This is a genomic window from Sporosarcina sp. ACRSM (assembly GCF_022346545.1).
Lineage (GTDB): Bacteria > Bacillota > Bacilli > Bacillales_A > Planococcaceae > Sporosarcina.
Genome location: NZ_JAKRNU010000004.1, coordinates 225,165 through 244,193, shown reverse-complemented (window position 1 = coordinate 244,193; position 19,029 = coordinate 225,165). Strand labels below are relative to the sequence as shown.

Genomic DNA, 19,029 nt, shown 5'->3' with positions numbered 1-19,029 from the left:
TCCATCTCCAATGATATAATGGAAAGATCAATACCCAGAAAATTCAAGCGACTGGAAAGGGGTTTATGACAGATGAAAATCATTGATTTACACTGTGATGTCTTGATGAAATTAGCCGCAGCGCAAGGCGGTATGGCATTCCAGAATGAGCCGGAATTGGACGCCAACTATGAAAAATTGAAAGCGGGAGGCGTCAAAGTCCAAGCATTCGCGATTTTCATCCCCCCTTCGATCAAATCCGATCAGAAATTCCAAGCGGCCTTAGACCAAGTCCATTATTTCTACACAGATGTGCTTGGGAAAAACCCACAGATGAAACTGATAAAACAATGGGTGGATCTCGACCAGTTGCAAGACGATGAAATCGGTGCTCTATTGACACTGGAAGGAGTCGACGCCATCGGGAATGACTTGCAAAAACTGTCGATTTTATACGAATTGGGCGTCCGTTCCATCGGGCTCACTTGGAACAATGCCAATCTCGCCGCAGACGGCGCTGGCGAAAAACGCGGTGCAGGCATTACGTCATTCGGCAGTGAAATCATTGCCTTCAACAATGAGCGTCAAATTTTGACTGATGTTTCCCATTTAAGTGAGAAAGCATTTTGGGATGTCATCCAGAAAGCCGACTATCCGATTGCCAGCCATTCCAACTCCAAAACGCTCCGCAACCATGTCCGGAATTTGACAGACGAACAAGCGAAAGCATTGTTTGCCAAAAATGGCATGATCCATGTTGTGTACCACCCGCCATTTGTGAAAGAAAACGGACCGGCGACCATTGCAGATTTGATTGCCCATATCGATCATTTCTGTTCATTGGGCGGCGTCAAACAAATCGGCTTCGGCTCCGATTTCGATGGCATTTCAGAGAAAATTGTCGATTTGGAAGATGCATCCATGCACCCTCATTTGGTGAACGAGTTATTGAAGACATATAGCGAGGATGAAGTGAAAGGTTTTGCCTATCAAAACTTCATGGATCATCGTCCGGGAATGTAAGGACAATTAATTTACATTATAATGAAAGAAACTTGTGGCTCGTGAGGAGGCGATTTTTTGAAAATTTTAGTGATCGAAGACAATGAAAGCGTCTCGTCGATGATTGAACTCTTTTTCTCGAAGGAAGGCATCAAAGGGGAATTTGTGAAAGACGGTCTTGCAGGCTTCAACCGAGCACGTGAAGCGGAGTGGGACTGCTTGATTGTCGACTGGATGCTTCCCGGCATGGATGGGGTGACAATTTGCCGCACTTTACGACAGCAAGGTTTCCCGACGCCGATCATTATGCTTACAGCGAAGGATAGTGAATCGGATCAAGTGCTCGGCCTTGAAATGGGGGCGGATGATTACGTCACCAAACCATTCAGCCCTCTTGCCTTGATGGCCCGTATCAAAGCCGTAACACGCAGATATGCTTCCCCCAAAAAACCTCCATTGGAAGAAGGTGTGTTGGAAACAACCCATTTTAAAATCAATCAGAACACACGCGAAGTATTGCTCGACGGTAAGCCGATCCACAATTTGACACCGAAAGAATTCGATCTGCTCACCCATTTTGTGCAACACCCGAAACAAGTATTTTCACGTGAACAACTGCTCGATCGCGTTTGGGGCTATGATTTTTACGGAGACGATCGAACGGTCGACGTTCACATTAAACGTCTTCGGACAAAAATTGCTACAGACGAACAACCTTTCTTCCATACGGTTTGGGGCGTCGGCTATCGATTCGATGAGACGAGTGGTGCCGATACATGAAAATCAAATATTTGTATCAGCAGCTCGCCAGCCACGTCAGCGTTATTGTCATCGCCTTTCTTATCTTGAGTCTGCTGTTTTCCCATTACGTCGAACAATTTGTCTATACCAATAAAACCGATGAGCTCGCCGCGTATGGACAAACTATTTTACGCGATATTGAACGGAATCCGCGCAATTCGTCAAGCATTTTGCAATCGTATGGGCTTGTACTGGACGGACGCGATATCCAATATAGTCTTTTCGATGAAAGATCAGCCATCATTTATTCGACTGGGCTAAAAACCCCGCTCATTGAGCTGAATGAAGACGAATGGCATGATATTAAAAGCGGCCATACGGTCATTGTTAAACAGGATTTCAAACGATTCGACGAAGCCGTCACCTTCGTCCTCCTTCCCTATATCCAAAACCATCGATTTGTCGGCGGCATTCTGTTAACGTCACCGATTAAAGGGTCACGCGAAGTCATTTCACAGGTCAATAACTTTTTGCTTGTCACAACATTTATCGCATTAGCGATCGCCCTCTTGCTCAGCTGGATCTTATCGACTTTCCATGTAAAGCGCATTAAACGACTTCAACTTGCGACTTCCGCCATTGCGCAAGGTGATTATTCCGTCCGGATCCCCTCCTCACATTTTGACGAAATCGGTGAGCTTGCCGGAGACTTCAATGAGATGGTGGAAAAACTCGATGCTTCAATGGAGGAAATCGAAAATCTGGAAAACAGGCGCCGCCAGTTCATGGCCGATGTGTCCCATGAGTTGCGCACGCCACTGACGACGATCCGAGGCATCATCGAAGGCTTGAAAAACGATATGATCTCCGAATCTGAAAAAGAAAAAGGGCTCCAGTTAGCCAGCAATGAAACGATGCGACTGATCCGGCTCGTCAACGAAAACTTGGATTACGAAAAAATCCGTTCCAACCAAGTGACATTGCTCAAACAAGACATCCAACTGATCGAACTGCTGGAAGTCATCCAAGACCAACTGGAAGGCATGGCGGACGAACGGAACGACACCATCATCGTCACAGCCGATCCAACGGTACGGGTCGTTGCCGACTATGATCGGCTGACACAGATATTGATCAACATTACGAAAAACAGCATTCAATTTACGGATAATGGGACCATCCATTTACGTGGATTCGAAAAAGAAAATTCAACAATCATTGAAATCGAAGACACGGGCATCGGCATCGATCCTGATGATGTTGAGAAAATTTGGGGCCGTTTTTACAAAGCGATCGTCTCCCGGACCACCAATCCTTACGGCGAATTCGGTCTCGGGCTGTCCATCGTCAAACAGCTCGTCATGATGCACGATGGTACAATTGACGTCACAAGCGAAAAAGGGAACGGAACAAAATTCACCATTTCCCTTCCGAAATAATAAAAGCGCAAAAAGGAAGAGGCTTTCTTTCAAGTCATTACATACTGACTGCAAGGATAACCTCTTCCTTTTTATTATCCGACAAAAGTGAGTAAAACAAACAAAATAATAATCATCTCCTTCCAACCTTTTATAGCAGTGTTTCCCAATTAAACATTTCCACTACCAATTATTTAAAAATATTATTGTAAATATACAAAATACGCTTTTATTTCACAAACTTTCATGTTATTCTATTTAAAATTCTTTTAAATCTGAAAGGGGAAATTCTAATGGCACAGATGCTTGCATTAGTCATTGTCGTTGCTGTTTTATTTATTGGAGATTTGGTATCTGTGCGAACTAAAGCATGGATCCCTTCTGTTTTCGTTTGTGCAGTCCTGTTCTTGCTTGGTTATTGGACATTCTTTCCAACCGATATCGTTGCAACTGCCGGTATACCACCCGTTGTCGCTTCGATGATGATTTATCTACTGATTACAAATATGGGTACCCTATTGTCTCTTCAACAACTGAAAGAGCAATGGAAAACCATTTTAATATCACTTGCGGGAATTTTAGGAATTGTCGTCGTCCTCTTTACAATCGGCGCACTTATTTTCGATTTTAAAACAGTCTTGGTTGCCATTCCGCCTCTTGTTGGGGGTATTGTGTCTGCTTTGATCATGTCAGAGGGTGCTGCGGATGCCGGGCTTGCCACATTGTCCGTATTTGCCATCGTCATTTATGCGATGCAAGGGTTTGCTGGCTACCCATTAACGTCAATTGTACTGAACAAAGAAGGGAAAAGACTTCTTGCGAAATACCGTAAAGGCGAATTAGCGGTTGAAAACTCAAGTACTTTATCTGATACAGAACCGAAACAAGAACTAAAGTTGTTCCGTAAATTGCCTGAAAAATACAACACCGATTACTTTAAGTTTTTCCGTCTCGCCATCGTCGGGTATCTTGCTTACCTGACTTCAACATGGCTTGAACCGATTGTTTCGGTCAGCCCTTACGTTCTCTGTCTTCTATTTGGTATTATCGGGGCAAGCGTCGGCTTTCTAGAGCGCCAAGTGTTGCAAAAAGCGAACGGGTTCGGGATAGCGATCCTTGTCTTGATGCTCTTCGTATTTGACGGTTTGAAAGTGGCGACGCCTTCTATGATGATGGAAATTCTTTATCCGCTAATCGTATGTATCGTTTTGGGCGTCATCGGTATGTACATCTTCTCGTTCATCATCGGAAAAGTATTAGGGGTCAGTAAAGAATTGGCGTTTGCTGTATCGTTAACTGCATTGTATGGCTTCCCTGCGGACTACATCATTACCAACGAAGTCATTAATTCATTGACGGAAGATGAAAAAGAGCGAGAAGCGTTGACCAGTCATATGCTGCCACCGATGCTTGTCGGCGGGTTTATAAGCGTAACGATTGTATCGGTCATCCTTGCAGGCTTCTTCGTCGGATTCTTGTAATAATGGTACAGGAGGACAACACTATGATTAATCAGAAAATTAAAAGTGCGATCGAGGCATACAGCGATGAACTGACTGCACTGCGACGCCAGTTTCATAGCGAACCAGAGTTATCTTTTGAAGAAGTAAAAACAACTGCCTTTGTCTGTGACTATTTGGACAAGCTCGGCATTTCCTATCGGAAGACGGAACCGACTGGCGTCATCGCAGAAATCCAAGGGGCTTCCGGCGGCAAAACAGTGGTCCTACGCGGCGACATGGATGCCCTTTCGGTAGAACAATTAAACAAACATGTCCCTTACGCTTCCAAAATTGCCGGGAAAATGCATGCATGTGGGCATGACGCACATACTTCCATGCTCCTCATTGCCGCTAAAGCATTAGCGGATGTGAGAGACGAACTACCTGGCAATGTTCGTCTGCTGTTTCAACCTGCCGAGGAAATTGCACAAGGGGCAAAGGCGATGGTCGAACAAGGCGCCATGGAAGGTGTCGATAATGTTTTCGGCATCCACATCTGGTCCCAAATGCCGACCCATAAAGTTTCTTGCACGCCGGGACCGTCCTTTGCCGCTGCGGATATTTTCAAAGTGCATTTCAAAGGAAAAGGCGGACATGGAGCCATGCCAGAAGACTGCATCGACGCGGCAATCGTTGCATCTTCATTCGTCATGAATGTGCAAACGATCATTTCCCGGGCAATAGACCCGCAAAGCCCGGCTGTCTTAACAGTCGGGAAGATGGAAGTCGGTACCCGTTTCAACGTCATCGCTGAAAACGCGCTGATCGAAGGAACTGTTCGTACATTCCATCAAGACACACGTGATGAAATTGAAAAAGGCATCTCCCAATATGCCGAACAAGTCGCAGCGATTTACGGTGCAACAGCAGAAGTCGAATACATCCGTGGTACACAACCTGTCATCAATGATGAAGCAAGTGCAAAACTTGTCCAACATGTCGCAGCGGAAGCATTTGGTGCGGGTGTACTGTACGATGAAAAACCCACAATGGGCGCTGAAGATTTCTCCTTCTTCCTTGATGAAGCACCGGGCAGCTTCGCACTTGTCGGCAGCGGAAATCCGGAAAAGGATACAGAATGGTCCCATCACCACGGCAACTTTGACATCGACGAAGATGCGCTTGCTACTGGCGCGGAACTTTATGCGCAATATGCTTGGGCTTATTTGAGTAAGTGATGAAAAAACGGAAAAGCTAAATGGCTTTTCCGTTTTTTTGTGCGTGGCGGTGATATTTCGTAACTACTCACTTATTTAAAAACCATCGCCGCTTGTACGGCTTTTTGCCAACCCCCGTACAGGTCTTCCCGCTGCGCTTGGTCCATAACAGGTTCAAATGGGCGATCGAGCTGCCAATGAGCGGAAATTTCGGAGCAATCCTTCCAAAAGCCGACAGCCAAACCAGCTAAATAGGCAGCTCCTAAAGCGGTTGTTTCATTGATCAGAGGCCGTTCGACCGGCACATTCAACAGATCACTTTGGAACTGCATTAGAAAATCATTTCTTACCGCCCCACCGTCAACACGTAATGTTTTCAAGGTGATTCCTGAGTCGGCTTCCATTGCATCAAGCACATCTTTCGTCTGATAGGCAAGCGCCTCCAATGTTGCACGGACAAAATGCTCTTTCGACGTGCCCCGCGTCAATCCAAAGACTGCCCCCCGCACATCGCTGTCCCAGTACGGTGCACCTAGTCCAACGAATGCCGGTACGACGTAAACACCCTCCGTTGATGTAACCCGTTCAGCATATCGCTCGCTTTCAGCCGAACTCCTGAACATTCGAAGCCCATCACGCAACCACTGAATCGCAGAACCTGCGACAAAGATGCTTCCTTCGAGTGCATATTCCACTTTACCGTCAATGCCCCAAGCGAGCGTCGTCAATAGGCCATGTTCGGACTTAACCGCCTTTTCCCCCGTATTCATGAGCATAAAGCAGCCCGTACCATAAGTATTTTTAACCATACCGCTTTCAAAACATGCCTGCCCGAACAATGCCGCCTGCTGATCTCCTGCTACGCCAGCAATTGGAGCCGCATGCCCAAAGAAAAGATCCTCATCCGTATGTGCGTAGATTTCCGAGGAAGGTCGGACTTCGGGAAGCATCGATGCCGGTATATCCAAGATATCTAGCAACTCTTGGTCCCACTTTAAATCATAAATATTGTACATGAGCGTTCTCGAAGCATTTGAATAATCGGTGACATGGGCTTTGCCGCCTGACAGCTTCCAGACAAGCCAAGTATCGATTGTTCCGAATAACAGGTCGCCCCGCTCCGCTTTCTCCCTCGCTCCTTCCACATTGTCCAAAATCCATTTCACTTTCGTCCCGGAGAAATAAGCATCGACGAGCAAACCGGTTTTCTCACGGAAGGTATCACCATGACCTGCAGCTTTCAAGTCTTCACAAATACCCGCGGTTTGACGCGATTGCCAAACAATCGCATTGTAAATCGGATCGCCCGTCCGTTTATCCCATACGACAGTCGTCTCCCGTTGGTTCGTAATGCCGATGCCTTTTATTTGATCGGCATGGATGTTTTTCTCTGACAATACACCCGCGATGACAGCTAGAATCGAACTCCATATTTCATCCGCGTTATGCTCCACCCAGCCCGATTTCGGGAAGTATTGGGTGAATTCCTGTTGAGATGTGTGGAAGATCTCCCCTTTCCCATCAAATAGAATTGCCCGTGAACTCGTCGTCCCTTGATCAAGTGCCAAAATGTAGCTGTTCGTCATGCTCATTCCTCCTATGGGTTTTTAGACCAATTATACTCTTTCTGCAACTTCTGTCTTCAAAACAGCTTCCTTCTCTTTTCTAATTGTAAATTGTGCACCTAAAAGAATTGCAATCGTAATCGCTCCGACTACCCAAAATGCCAGACTGTTCACACCTTCAAATACTTGTTGATAAAAAAGGGCGCCGAATGAGCCGCCAAGAATCGGTCCGACAACCGGTACCCATGCATACCCCCAGTCAGATGATCCCTTGCCGGAGATCGGCAGGAAAAAGTGGGCAATCCTCGGACCTAAATCGCGTGCAGGATTAATCGCGTAACCTGTTGTCCCCCCAAGCGACATGCCAATTGCAACAATCAATGCGCCGACAATCAAAGGATTCAAACCTTCCGTGAACTCATTCGCACCAATCGTTAGCAATCCGAGCAGTAAAATAAATGTACCGATGATTTCGCTCGTCAAATTCGATAACGGATGGCGGATTGCAGGTATTGTAGCAAAAACGGCCAATTTCGCTTCTGGATCCGCCGTTTCCTGCCAATGCGGTAAGTAGTGGAAATAGACAATGACAGCACCGATTATCCCACCTATCATTTGCGCAGCAATATAACTTGGCACATCCGCCCACGGAAATTCACCGATGGATGCCATCCCGATTGTCACTGCAGGATTTAAATGGGCACCACTGAAATTCCCGACTGCATAAACACCCATCGCAACTGCAAGACCCCATCCGATTGTAATGACAATCCAACCGGAACCCTCCGCCTTCGAATTTTTCATCAGAACCCCACCGACAACCCCAGCTCCAAAAATGATTAAAATCATTGTACCAACCAATTCCCCTAAAAACGGTGTCATCTCCACTTCCTCCTTTGTTTTGTAAGCGATTACGAATACAATATCAATTACGCCTCGGCGTAATTGCGTCCAGATTTTGAATTGCGCTTGCGCAATTGACTCCTTTCAAAATCTGTGACATCCGCCGGAGGCTTTATCTTCGTTCAGCAGGCGTTTGAACACCCGCTGAACAGTAAATCAAAACGCATTCATCTCACCACCTATGGAGATGGGAGTCTTCTGCTGAATGAAGATAAAAAAAGTCCACATTTAATCATCCGCCTGTGCGGAATGAATAAATGTGGACCTCAACACTCAACCACTTTATATGAACTTATCCATATTATATAAATAATTCAAACTACTGTCAATGCGTTTTAGATTTCACACGCACAAGGTACTTGCCAAGATGCGCTAAAAAAACGGATGGCATTCAATACGTTTCCTTGAAATTACGAAGGGGAATCATTCTTAAAAGCCGCCCAAAGTTGCTTGTTTGACGTAGTGACTGCTTTTGCTCCGGCGTCGAGCGCTGCTTGGACATGAGCCTCCGAACGGATCAGCCCGCCACTGATTATCGGAATGCCGGTCCGCTCATGCACTTCGCTGATGATCTCCGGGATAACCCCCGGCAAAATTTCAATATAATCGGGCTTCGCCCGCTCAATTAGCGAGTAGCTTTTTTCCAATGCAATCGTATCTAATAGAAACATCCGTTGGATTGCAATGATGCCCTTTGCCTTCGCTTTTAGAATCATATTCGAACGAGTGGAAATGATACCCGCCGGACGGATATCATTGCATAGAAACTCTGCAGCATAGTCATCCGTTTTCAATCCTTGGATAAGGTCTGCATGGATAATCAGTTTTTTTCGATGACGATCTGCTTCGTTTTTAATCGTTTTTAAATTGCTGATGTGGACTTCCAGTAAGACGATATATTCGTAAGGACTGTTCAACAAGGACTCCAACTGCTTCAAATGCCGTAACGCCGGCAAAATTCTTTGCTTATGAAAAGGCATGTTGTCACTCCTCTCTTCCCATTAATTCATTCCAATCAATTAATTGTACCGAACTTACAACTCCACCGCCGTCGTAGCAACCGCAATTTCCTGCTCTAGTTCCTTTGTATAGTGCGCCTGTTCGGTTTCCGTCCAGCCGAACAAGTTTGCCATTTCAGCAATGACCGACTCCTTCCATGCAGTGACCGTTGCGATGTCGAATAATAACGCACCCGTCCTTCTACTGAAGAAATCAACAGGTTTTACGGCCATTTCATGATGAATAGCGTACATCAGTTGAGCAGCTAACACCCGCGGAATCGATGTTTTCCCATCTTGCAAATAGTTAAAAACGGTATTGACATTGGAGCCATACATTTTCGCCAGCTTGCGGCCCTGTTCTTCATCAAGCCCCAAACGCACTGCTTCTTTGCCTATTACCTCTAAGAATTGCTCCAACCTTGAGGAACCTCCGATGTCGCCTCCGGAAATTGGAAAATGCTTTGTCACAGAAGAACCGAACTTCCCGTCCCCTTTATTATTCAAATCATTCACGACCTTATCGACAACCATTTCTGCCATTTTCCGATAGCCCGTCAATTTCCCCCCCGCAATTGTGAGAAGGCCATTTTCAGATTCCCAAATCTCATCTTTCCGCGAGATTTCCGAAGGATTTTTCCCCTCTTCATGAATGAGCGGACGAATTCCTGCCCAACTTGACTCGATGTCCGCCTCCACAATCCGTAAATCGGGGAACATATATCGGATTGCATCCAGTATATATGCACGGTCCTCTGTCGTAATGTCAATTGTTATACGATTCCCATCATAAAAAGTATCGGTCGTTCCCACATAGGTTTTCCCATCCCTTGGTATCGCGAATACCATGCGTTTATCGGGTGTATCGAAATAAACCGCCTGCTGTAATGGAAATACAGACTGATCGAATACAAGATGGACCCCTTTGGATAAAATCAGATGCTTCCCTTTTTTCGACCCATCGATTTCCCTTACATCATCCACCCATGGCCCGGTTGCATTGACGATCTTTTTCGCACGGATTGAAATCTTCTTTCCCGTCAGCACATCCGTAATTTCCGCACCTATCATTTGCTTTTCCTCGTTATAAAGAAACTGCTCCGCTTTTGCATAATTGGTGATTATTGCTCCACTTTCGGCCGCTGCTTTGATCACTTCAATCGTCAGGCGGGCATCATCTGTACGATATTCAACATACAGCCCACCGCCCTGCAAGCCATCTTTTTTGACGATCGGCACTTTGCGGATTGTTTCTTCGACGGAAAGCATTGTTCGTCGTTCACCCTTTTTGACCCCTGCCAAAAAGTCATAGACGCGTAAGCCTAGGGAGGTCGACAACTTGCCGAACGTCCCGCCTTTATGAAACGGCAACAACATCCATTCCGGTGTCGTCACATGTGGACCATTTTCATAGACGATCGCCCGTTCTTTACCAAGCTCCGCCACTTCTTTAATTTCAAACTGCTTCAAATAACGCAAGCCGCCGTGGACAAGTTTCGTCGAACGGCTCGATGTACCCGACGCAAAATCCTGCATCTCCACAAGCGCGACCTTCATGCCCCGTGTCACTGCATCCAAAGCGATTCCCGCGCCCGTAATGCCCCCTCCAATGATCAATAAATCAAAACTCTCCGTTCCCATTTTCTCAAACATCTCATTCCTATCCAATGCTGATAATCCGGCCATTTAAATCTTCTCCTTTGAATCTATATTTTGGAATCCGGCTGTTTTTTTCAACAAAAAAGAGACCACAACGCACACGACTGCAAAATGCAGTCATGTCGTCAGGTCTCTCATCAACTCAAACCGTAATTATTAACTTAAAATTAGTGTACCATATGGAGGCGTTATTGGAAACAAAGACGCTCCAAATGCTTTAGCAGAAACTTTGCTTCGTTTTCCGTACAAAACATTTGCCGAATAAAGATAAGCCACTGGTTCACTACGGTGCATTTTGTTTATTCATTTATCCCATAGTAACTGCACACAACTTCAGCAACCGATTTCGCGGAAATGAGAAGCGCATCTTCATCAATATCAAATTTCGGGTGATGGTTCATGTAGGCTTTCTCCACCCCTTTTGGTTTACAACCGATATTGAAAAACGTACCCGGAACTTTTTCCAAATAATACGAGAAGTCTTCCGACGCCGGATTCATAGGAATCTCTACCACTGATAGAATATCCTTCTCCTCTGAATTTCTCAGGATGGATACCACTTTCTCTGTCGTTTCCGGATCATTATAAAGTGGCGGATAATCGGCTGTGTACGTCAGCTCACATTGGACATTGAATTCCAATTCGATCCCGCTTGTTATGCGGCGAATCTCCTGTTCGATCAATTGCTGCGTTTCCGTGTTCATGTAACGGACATCGCCCTCAATCTCGATGCTATCTTTGATGACATTAAACGAACCTTTCCCGTCAAATGAACCAATCGTGACGACGCCCATTTCAAACGGATTCAAGCGGCGGCTGACGATGGTTTGGATAGCTGTAACAAAATGAGCACCTGCAACGATCGGATCATTAGACTGATGCGGAGACGATCCGTGACCGCCCTTCCCTTGGATCACCAGCTTGAAATACGTTCTTCCTGCCATCGCATAACCGCTGCGATATCCGATTGTGCCCGTCGGTAGTGCCGGAATCAAATGCGTCCCAAAAACTTGATCCAAATCATCCAGCACGCCTGATTCAACGATACTTTTCGCCCCGCCCGGCGGTGTTTCCTCTGCATGCTGATGAATAATTTTAATCGTCCCTGCAATGGAGGACTTCAGTTGAATCAAACAATCCGCCAAAACCATCATGTAAGCGGTATGCCCATCATGCCCACAAGCATGCATGACACCGTCGTTTTTCGATTTGAACGGCACATCCGTTTCCTCGCGGATCGGCAATGCATCGAAATCAGCACGAAGACCGATTGTTTTTCCTGGTCGATCGCCTTTAATCGTCACAACGATACCATAGCCATTGCCGACATTCGTTTGCACATCCACGTCTTTACCTTGATAAAAATCCGCAATATATTGTGCCGTCTTCTCTTCTTTAAATGACAGTTCGGGATTCTCATGTAAATGACGCCGAATCGCGATCATCTCATCTTCGCGACTTGCTAGCAGTTCCATCAATTGCTTTTTCGTTTCGATTGCTTCTTTCACTTGTTGACTCATCCATCTCGCCTCCATTTAAGCCTATTTCATTATAATTATGCCGTCTTTTTATTTTTCATCTTCTCAAGTAGCATACAAACGACAACCGTTCCGAGTATGCACAGAAATGTCTGTAAGGGACGTGGAACCGGACCTAGATTGACAAACAAACCAAAGGCAATTCCGATCACTCCCCATAACGGTTTTTGCAATGCAAATTGGGCAATGACCCCGCCAAAAATTGCCGGTAATACAAACTTAAATGCAGCGGTTAACGAGTCGGGCATCATCGTAATGAGGTACGAACCGCCAAGTATGACAAACAAGAGGAAAACCGTATTGACAATGGATGCGGCCGAAATGGCAAGCGTTGCCGTAATTTCCCCTTTTCTTGTCCCAGGTTCCGCACCGACGACACTTTGGGCGATGGAAGCACTTGGCAGACACATATTCCCGATGTTTCCCGTTAAAAACGCCAAGTAGGTGCCCGAAACGCCTAAAGTCGGATAGTAACTAATTGGCTCGATTACCCAAACAAACGCAACAATTGCTGCGTAAGCCATGAACCCTGCAAGAATCGAAGACCAGCCCGGATGAAAACCAAGACCGAAGGATAAATAGAGGGGTAAAGACATTGTAAATATAATAACGCTCCAAATCGTTAAGCGACCCCAAAAATGTGATTTTTCATGAAACGTTTCAAAATCAATAGCATTGTCTGCCGCTTTTCCTTGTACTTGTTCCACAACTTCACTTTCCACTTCATTGCTAATCGTCATCGTTTTTCTCCCGCCTTTCCTTTAAAGTAATAGATAGCCTACCGATATCCCAACGACAATTATTAATCCAAGCGACCATTCTTTTAACCAGCTTGCTTTAAACCGATTGGAAGCCCACAGAATGACCGGCATTACGAGAAAGGCAACGACGAATACGATCGACTCATTGACCCCTTTCACCATCTCGCTTCCTCCAAGATAGCTGAAAGCACCGATCATCGCTGCTGTGGAAACAGCTTTCATCAACGTCACATTGCTCTTTTTCTTCGCAACTTTAGCTTCCATTTTCCCCAATGATTTCGTAAAAAGGGCTGTAAATAACAGCCAACCCATACCACCAAGGGTCATGACCCAAACGGCATTTGTAAATGCCTGTGGACTGAATTCCGGTGATCCCAAATCGACGCCAGCCGCCTGTGCGCCAAGGCTTGCACCCACCGTTTCGATCGGTGCCGATCCAACAATTCCAATCCGCATCAATGTCACCGGATTTCCTATAAACGTGATTAACGAGATCGCTACAATAATAATTGCAAAAGAAGGTCCTAACGAACTGATGGCCCCCGTTCTCACGGCCGCTCTCACTTCAGACTTCGTCAGTCCAACATCCGCACTCGCTCTTGAAGCAATCCGAATAAACATAACCGCTTGAAAAATAACCGTCCCTACAACCAACATGGCAATGATCCACATCGGAAAGCTATTTGCCACCTTCATTGTTTCTATCATCTTTTTCCCTCCCCAGTTCCACTTTTTACTAGCCATCACTAACTATAGACAGTTACCATATTACCAACAAATAAAGCGCTTACAATTAGTTCGAATTTTAGCCCTTTTCAATTTATGTTCCTTACTATACACTGGGGTTATCCTTGAAACAATGTGTATCTTCATACAATTCCTATTTTTTATATGGATAATCCTACATCACAATGGGAAGGAGACCTTCAAAATGACAGAATTCGAATCACCACATTCATTATTGCAAGATCATATGAATGAAAATGAACTGACCATTTTAGTCGATAGCATCCGTTCCATCACCTCCAGCCTGGACCTTGACGAAGTGTTGAAAAAGATTATGCGCAACGCCCTAAAAGTGATCCCTGCCACCGATGCGGGATACTTATTGCTTTACGATGAAGCATCCGATCGGCTACTTGCGAAAGCACCCATTGGATTCACGGACAATATCTACAATTTCAAGGTGAAAAAGGGGGAATCTATTACAGGTAAAGTATTTGAGGATGGGATTGGCAGGTTCTTTAACTCCCATGAGGAATTGATGAACACAATGGATGATTTTCATATTTCCAAAGCGAATCTTCAGACGCTTACAACGTCCATAACTTCTACAACGGGGCCTGAAACCCTTATTTGCGTTCCGATTTCGCTTGAAGGGAAACGGATTGGGGTGATGACCACCCACCAATTGAAACGGAAAAAAGTGTTAGACGAAAATGATTTGCTTTTATTACAAGTGTTTGCGGAACAAGCCGCCATCGCGATTCAAAATGCACAGTATTACGCGGAAGCACAACGCCGAATTGGAGAGATCACTCAATTGAGCACGCAACTGGAAGAGCGGAACAGCCAACTTCAAAAGAGACATGAAGTGCAGGAAACGTTGACGGCCATTTCCTTGGAAAACAGAGGGATTGAAGCGATGATCCATGCATTCAATCAAATGATCGATTGTCCAGTCACCTTTTTCAGCAATATCGAAGAGAAATTCTATTCGAATTCCTTTCAAGAATTATCCACCCCCGATCCACACGAGCTAAAAAATATCTTTGCGAGTAGCAGAAAACCAATCCATCTTGAAATTGGATTTCCTGCTAAAATGGTTTATCTGTACCCGATCTATAACGGCATCGTTTTTCTCGGTTGTTTTATCCTTCATGTGAAAGAAAGCATTTCCGAATCAGATCATATTGCACTCGAACAAGGCTGTTCCATTCTGACATTGGAATTAATTAAAAATCAGACGGTCACTGAATTTTTTTATAAAAAGACACACGAGCAATTCCTTACATTGCTGGACGCCCCTAACAATGAACATTTGGAAGTGCTTGCAAAGGAGAATGGCCTGGACGTTTCCTCACACTGGTTCCTTACCATTTTTGAAATACCGAATTACACAGACTTGCAAATCCTTGCAATAAAGATTCATCATTTAGTTCTGAAACTGAAAAAGAAGCTACCTATGACGGCATCGATGATTTACGGATTACAAAACCAGGTCATCCTTCTTGCTCCTTTGGATAAACCTGATCAGTTTCAGGCTATCCGACAAAAATTCCAAACCATCAAGAACGATTGGGATGCGGATGGGAATCCTGCTTTCCGTGCCGGCATCAGTGCGACTTATAAAGGGTTGCAGTCGATTCAAAAATTACACGAGGAGGCGACCAAAACGCTCGCTTACCTCGCCTCGCGGAATCGATCCGATATGATCCGATATGAAGACATCGGGTTAAACCGGCTCTTTTTAAATCAGCCACCCGAGGAAATCGAGCAATTCATCAATGAAGTATTTGTACCTCTCTCCGCCTCTAACGAATCGAAAACGGAGTTGGAAGAAACGTTGCTCGCCTATTTCAACGCCAATCGTTCCGCCACAAAAACAGCGAAAAAACTGCATATTCACATCAATACCCTGTACCAACGACTTCGGAAAATCGAGCATCTATTGCAATTGGACTTAAACGATAACGAAGACTCCTTGAAAATTCAACTCGCATGCCATTTACGATCGACGTATCTGTAAAGACACAAAAACCGACCCTCACAGGTCGGTTTCCATGTATTATGCGTTCAATTGTTTTAACACTGTCCCTACTTGCACGGTGCGTTTTGCTTGGTGGGCAACAGCCGCTTTGATCGCCGCTTCATCGTCAGCAATTTTTCCGTCCTGTCCCACTGTGACACTCGTACCGTACGGGTTTCCGCCTGCTGCAAATGTCACTGGATCTGTAAATCCTGGTGCTGCAACAATGGCACCCCAATGGTACATCGTTGTATAAAGGGACAGGATTGTCGCTTCTTGTCCGCCGTGCGGATTTTGTGCAGAAGACATGGCACTCACGGCTTTATTGGCTAGCTTTCCTTGGAACCAATGTCCGCCCAATGTATCGAAGAAACCTTGGACCTGACTAGCGACATTCCCAAAACGTGTCGGTACGCTAAAGATGATCGCATCTGCCCATTCGAGATCATCGCCTGTCGCAACAGGCACATCTTTTGTCGCTTCCGTATGTGCTTTCCAACTCGGTGTTGAATCGATGGCAGCTTGTGGAGCTGTTTCTGCCACTTTCATCACTCTCACTTCAGAACCAGCCGCTTCTGCAGCTTCCTTTGCCCATTGTGCCAGTTGGTAATTCGTACCGCCCGAACTATAGTATACGATTGCTGTTTTTGTTTTTGTCATGTTAACCGTCTCCTCTGTTGTTGATTTTCCAAATAATTTTGCAAAGAAACCCATCTCATATGCCTCGCTTCTGCTTCATTTTCCAAATACTGCGTTGTACCATTCCGCCGCTGCATCGACTTCCGTACGCGTTAACGAATGGCCATTCATCTCCCAATGTACAGCCGTTTCCACGCCCGCATCTGTCAGTAATTCATCCAACTCTTCCGACTCTTCCGCCGTGCACATCGGATCATTTTTACCCGCAGCGATAAAGACCTGTGTCCCCGTCAAATCCGGCAAATCGATGCTGCGTCGCGGAACCATCGGATGATGCAGAATCGCACCTTTCAACGCATCTGCATAATGGAACAGCAAGCTCGCGGCAATGTTGGCTCCATTAGAATACCCAATTGCAACGATATTCAATCTGTCAAAACCATATTCTTTTGCGGCTTCGTCTAAGAAATCATTCAGTTCTTTTGTTCGGAAGATCAAATCCTCCTCATCAAAAACACCTGCCGCCAATCTGCGGAAAAAGCGTGGCATGCCGTTTTCAAGCACATTGCCACGAACGCTTAGCACGGCTGCATCTGGATCGACCATCTCCGCAAGCGGCAATAAATCCTGTTCCGTACCACCCGTACCATGCAACATAAGAAATACCGGCTTCGTTGCATCTTTGCCTGGTTTGAAAATATGTTTCATCTTAACCTCTCCCTTATCCCTCAAATTATCGGGCATTGAACGGTGTTCAAGCTTCCCCTAATTTCTTCATATACAATTCCCCTAAATGATCAGCAAACAAATATCTCGAATTCAAGGTAATGATAGCAGACGCGCTCCCACATGTCAAAGGGAGCGCTTGTAATCGAAAAACGATTCAATTCGTTACGTCTATTTCCATAAAAAAAGGAAAGCATATATAAGCTTTCCCCCCAATTTTATAAAACTTTACTCAGAAACGCCTGCGTCCGAACTTCCTGTGGATTCCCGAATAATTCTTTCGGTATGTTTTCCTCCACAATATAGCCGCCATCCATGAAAATGACGCGGTCCCCTACTTCTCGCGCAAAACCCATTTCATGCGTCACAACGACCATTGTCATTCCCTCAACGGCAAGCTGCTTCATGACAGCAAGCACATCGCCTACCACTTCAGGATCCAATGCGGAAGTCGGTTCGTCAAATAGCATGATCTTCGGGTCCATCGCCAATGCTCTGGCAATGGCGACCCGCTGCTTTTGCCCGCCCGATAGTTCGCCGGGATACCCTTTCGCTTTGTCGGACAATCCAACCTTCGCCAGCAGCTCCAACGCCTTCTTTTCAAGTGATTCTTTATCGCCTTTCCCCAGTTTCATAGGCGCTAACATAATATTTTGCAAAACGGTCATATGCGGAAATAAGTTAAATTGCTGAAATACCATGCCAACATTTTGCCTGATTTTATTAATATCGAGCTTTGGGTCAGTAATGTCTTGCCCATCGATAATGACATGGCCACCTGTAATGTCTTCCAGCCGATTCAAACAGCGTAAAAATGTACTTTTCCCTGATCCCGAAGGACCGATTACACAGACGACCTCCCGCTCTTGTATGGCCACATTGATATCTTTCAACACTTCAAGCTCCCCAAAGGACTTTTTCAAATTCTGCACCTGAATCAACGTCATCTGAGAACGAACCTCCTTTCAACAAAGCTAGCTAGCACGGATAGCAAATAAATGACGATGAAGTAAATGACACCAACCGTCAACCAAATTTCAAAAGGTTGGAAAGTCGTACTGGCCTGCACCTTCCCTTTCTGCACAATATCCGCAATCCCGATTATGGAAAGCAAGGACGTGTCTTTGAAACTGATAATGGACTGGTTGGTGATCGTCGGTAACATTCTTCGAAAAGCTTGCGGCAAAACAATGAAACGCATCGTATGAGCTTGAGTTAATCCAAGTGACCTAGCCGCTTCTGTCTGCCCCTTATCAATCGACTGGATACCGGCGCGGATAATTTCGGAGAAGTATGCACCCGCATTTAAAGAAACGGTTAGAATTCCCGCTACAGTCCGATCCAACGAAATAAAATCAAGCCCATTCAATCCAAAATAAATGAAAAATAACTGAACAATAAACGGCGTTCCCCGAACGATATCCACGAAAACCTTTGCAATCCAGTTTAACGGTTTAATGGATGTCAGGCGCATCAAAGCCGTTACCAATCCAACCAAAAAGCCAAAGATAATCGAAAAGAAAAAGATGTACAAAGTTACTTTCAAACCAGCCATCAAATAGGGCAATGCTGCAATAATCGTATCCATCCACTCATCCCCTTTTATTCAAATGCGCCTTGATGCATTTGATCCCCGTTTATGGAAGTGGGCACTTCCGCTAAATCTAGTTAAAAAAATATAGCGCAAGAAAC

General features: G+C 45.3%; 17 protein-coding genes. 6 read left to right on the top strand and 11 right to left on the bottom strand.

The window, feature by feature from the left end:
- The first annotated feature begins 72 nt into the window (after positions 1-72).
- The 5 genes from MHZ95_RS08490 to MHZ95_RS08470 all read left to right on the top strand — a co-directional run bounded on the left by MHZ95_RS08490 (position 73) and on the right by MHZ95_RS08470 (position 5,820).
- Positions 73-1,002, top strand: a complete 930-nt coding sequence (locus MHZ95_RS08490; RefSeq protein WP_239390186.1) for a dipeptidase — start codon at positions 73-75, stop codon at positions 1,000-1,002.
- 57 nt (positions 1,003-1,059) lie between these two features.
- Positions 1,060-1,761 carry a response regulator transcription factor gene (locus MHZ95_RS08485; RefSeq protein ID WP_239390185.1) on the top strand — a complete coding sequence of 234 codons (702 nt, stop codon included), beginning with the start codon at positions 1,060-1,062 and terminating at the stop codon, positions 1,759-1,761.
- The gene (locus MHZ95_RS08480; RefSeq protein ID WP_239390184.1) at positions 1,758-3,161 is read left to right on the top strand and encodes a sensor histidine kinase; all 1,404 of its coding nucleotides are present in this window, start codon (positions 1,758-1,760) and stop codon (positions 3,159-3,161) included. The genes MHZ95_RS08485 and MHZ95_RS08480 overlap by 4 nt, the downstream gene beginning before the upstream one ends.
- A gap of 272 nt (positions 3,162-3,433) precedes the next feature.
- Complete coding sequence (locus tag MHZ95_RS08475; RefSeq protein ID WP_239390183.1) at positions 3,434-4,621, top strand: hypothetical protein; 1,188 nt, start codon at positions 3,434-3,436, stop codon at positions 4,619-4,621.
- 23 nt (positions 4,622-4,644) lie between these two features.
- Complete coding sequence (locus tag MHZ95_RS08470) at positions 4,645-5,820, top strand: M20 metallopeptidase family protein (protein ID WP_239390182.1); 1,176 nt, start codon at positions 4,645-4,647, stop codon at positions 5,818-5,820.
- Positions 5,821-5,891: 71 nt separating this feature from the next.
- Here the strand turns inward: MHZ95_RS08470 and glpK are convergent, their stop codons facing one another.
- The 7 genes from glpK to MHZ95_RS08435 all read right to left on the bottom strand — a co-directional run bounded on the left by glpK (position 5,892) and on the right by MHZ95_RS08435 (position 13,931).
- Positions 5,892-7,385: a glycerol kinase GlpK gene (gene glpK / locus MHZ95_RS08465; protein ID WP_239390181.1), complete on the bottom strand. Its 1,494-nt coding sequence runs from the start codon at positions 7,383-7,385 to the stop codon at positions 5,892-5,894.
- Positions 7,386-7,415: 30 nt separating this feature from the next.
- The gene (locus MHZ95_RS08460; RefSeq protein WP_239390180.1) at positions 7,416-8,246 is read right to left on the bottom strand and encodes an MIP/aquaporin family protein; all 831 of its coding nucleotides are present in this window, start codon (positions 8,244-8,246) and stop codon (positions 7,416-7,418) included.
- Between the two features lie 431 nt (positions 8,247-8,677).
- Complete coding sequence (locus MHZ95_RS08455) at positions 8,678-9,247, bottom strand: glycerol-3-phosphate responsive antiterminator (RefSeq protein WP_239390179.1); 570 nt, start codon at positions 9,245-9,247, stop codon at positions 8,678-8,680.
- Positions 9,248-9,301: 54 nt separating this feature from the next.
- A complete protein-coding gene (locus MHZ95_RS08450; RefSeq protein WP_304649032.1) occupies positions 9,302-10,951 on the bottom strand; it encodes a glycerol-3-phosphate dehydrogenase/oxidase in 1,650 nt (549 codons plus the stop codon).
- A gap of 272 nt (positions 10,952-11,223) precedes the next feature.
- Positions 11,224-12,444, bottom strand: coding sequence for a M20 family metallopeptidase (locus MHZ95_RS08445; RefSeq protein WP_239390178.1), 1,221 nt, complete (start codon positions 12,442-12,444; stop codon positions 11,224-11,226).
- A 35-nt stretch (positions 12,445-12,479) separates the two neighbouring features.
- Complete coding sequence (locus MHZ95_RS08440; RefSeq protein WP_239390177.1) at positions 12,480-13,202, bottom strand: small-conductance mechanosensitive channel; 723 nt, start codon at positions 13,200-13,202, stop codon at positions 12,480-12,482.
- Between the two features lie 21 nt (positions 13,203-13,223).
- Positions 13,224-13,931, bottom strand: a complete 708-nt coding sequence (locus MHZ95_RS08435; RefSeq protein ID WP_239390176.1) for a DUF5058 family protein — start codon at positions 13,929-13,931, stop codon at positions 13,224-13,226.
- A 223-nt stretch (positions 13,932-14,154) separates the two neighbouring features.
- Here MHZ95_RS08435 and MHZ95_RS08430 point away from each other — a divergent pair, with 223 nt between their 5' ends.
- A complete protein-coding gene (locus MHZ95_RS08430) occupies positions 14,155-15,972 on the top strand; it encodes a helix-turn-helix domain-containing protein (protein WP_239390175.1) in 1,818 nt (605 codons plus the stop codon).
- Between the two features lie 39 nt (positions 15,973-16,011).
- Here the strand turns inward: MHZ95_RS08430 and wrbA are convergent, their stop codons facing one another.
- The 4 genes from wrbA to MHZ95_RS08410 all read right to left on the bottom strand — a co-directional run bounded on the left by wrbA (position 16,012) and on the right by MHZ95_RS08410 (position 18,925).
- Positions 16,012-16,632, bottom strand: a complete 621-nt coding sequence (wrbA, locus tag MHZ95_RS08425) for an NAD(P)H:quinone oxidoreductase type IV (RefSeq protein ID WP_239390174.1) — start codon at positions 16,630-16,632, stop codon at positions 16,012-16,014.
- Between the two features lie 75 nt (positions 16,633-16,707).
- Positions 16,708-17,319 (bottom strand): alpha/beta hydrolase, encoded by a 612-nt coding sequence (locus MHZ95_RS08420; RefSeq protein WP_239390173.1) that lies wholly within the window; start codon positions 17,317-17,319, stop codon positions 16,708-16,710.
- A gap of 236 nt (positions 17,320-17,555) precedes the next feature.
- Complete coding sequence (locus MHZ95_RS08415) at positions 17,556-18,284, bottom strand: amino acid ABC transporter ATP-binding protein (protein ID WP_304649027.1); 729 nt, start codon at positions 18,282-18,284, stop codon at positions 17,556-17,558.
- On the bottom strand, positions 18,281-18,925 hold the full coding sequence (locus MHZ95_RS08410) for an amino acid ABC transporter permease (RefSeq protein ID WP_239390172.1): 645 nt from the start codon (positions 18,923-18,925) through the stop codon (positions 18,281-18,283). Before MHZ95_RS08410 ends, MHZ95_RS08415 begins: the two co-directional genes overlap by 4 nt.
- Positions 18,926-19,029: the final 104 nt, after the last annotated feature.

Coding starts and splice junctions, on each gene's coding strand:
- MHZ95_RS08480 (WP_239390184.1), top strand. CDS start 1,758: ATGAAAATCAAATATTTGTATCAGCAGCTCGCCAGCCACGTCAGCGTT.
- MHZ95_RS08440 (WP_239390177.1), bottom strand. CDS start 13,202: ATGACGATTAGCAATGAAGTGGAAAGTGAAGTTGTGGAACAAGTACAA.
- MHZ95_RS08460 (WP_239390180.1), bottom strand. CDS start 8,246: ATGACACCGTTTTTAGGGGAATTGGTTGGTACAATGATTTTAATCATT.
- MHZ95_RS08410 (WP_239390172.1), bottom strand. CDS start 18,925: ATGGATACGATTATTGCAGCATTGCCCTATTTGATGGCTGGTTTGAAA.
- MHZ95_RS08475 (WP_239390183.1), top strand. CDS start 3,434: ATGGCACAGATGCTTGCATTAGTCATTGTCGTTGCTGTTTTATTTATT.
- wrbA (WP_239390174.1), bottom strand. CDS start 16,632: ATGACAAAAACAAAAACAGCAATCGTATACTATAGTTCGGGCGGTACG.
- MHZ95_RS08415 (WP_304649027.1), bottom strand. CDS start 18,284: ATGACGTTGATTCAGGTGCAGAATTTGAAAAAGTCCTTTGGGGAGCTT.
- MHZ95_RS08420 (WP_239390173.1), bottom strand. CDS start 17,319: ATGAAACATATTTTCAAACCAGGCAAAGATGCAACGAAGCCGGTATTT.
- MHZ95_RS08445 (WP_239390178.1), bottom strand. CDS start 12,444: ATGAGTCAACAAGTGAAAGAAGCAATCGAAACGAAAAAGCAATTGATG.
- MHZ95_RS08470 (WP_239390182.1), top strand. CDS start 4,645: ATGATTAATCAGAAAATTAAAAGTGCGATCGAGGCATACAGCGATGAA.
- glpK (WP_239390181.1), bottom strand. CDS start 7,385: ATGACGAACAGCTACATTTTGGCACTTGATCAAGGGACGACGAGTTCA.
- MHZ95_RS08490 (WP_239390186.1), top strand. CDS start 73: ATGAAAATCATTGATTTACACTGTGATGTCTTGATGAAATTAGCCGCA.
- MHZ95_RS08455 (WP_239390179.1), bottom strand. CDS start 9,247: ATGCCTTTTCATAAGCAAAGAATTTTGCCGGCGTTACGGCATTTGAAG.
- MHZ95_RS08450 (WP_304649032.1), bottom strand. CDS start 10,951: ATGGCCGGATTATCAGCATTGGATAGGAATGAGATGTTTGAGAAAATG.
- MHZ95_RS08435 (WP_239390176.1), bottom strand. CDS start 13,931: ATGATAGAAACAATGAAGGTGGCAAATAGCTTTCCGATGTGGATCATT.
- MHZ95_RS08430 (WP_239390175.1), top strand. CDS start 14,155: ATGACAGAATTCGAATCACCACATTCATTATTGCAAGATCATATGAAT.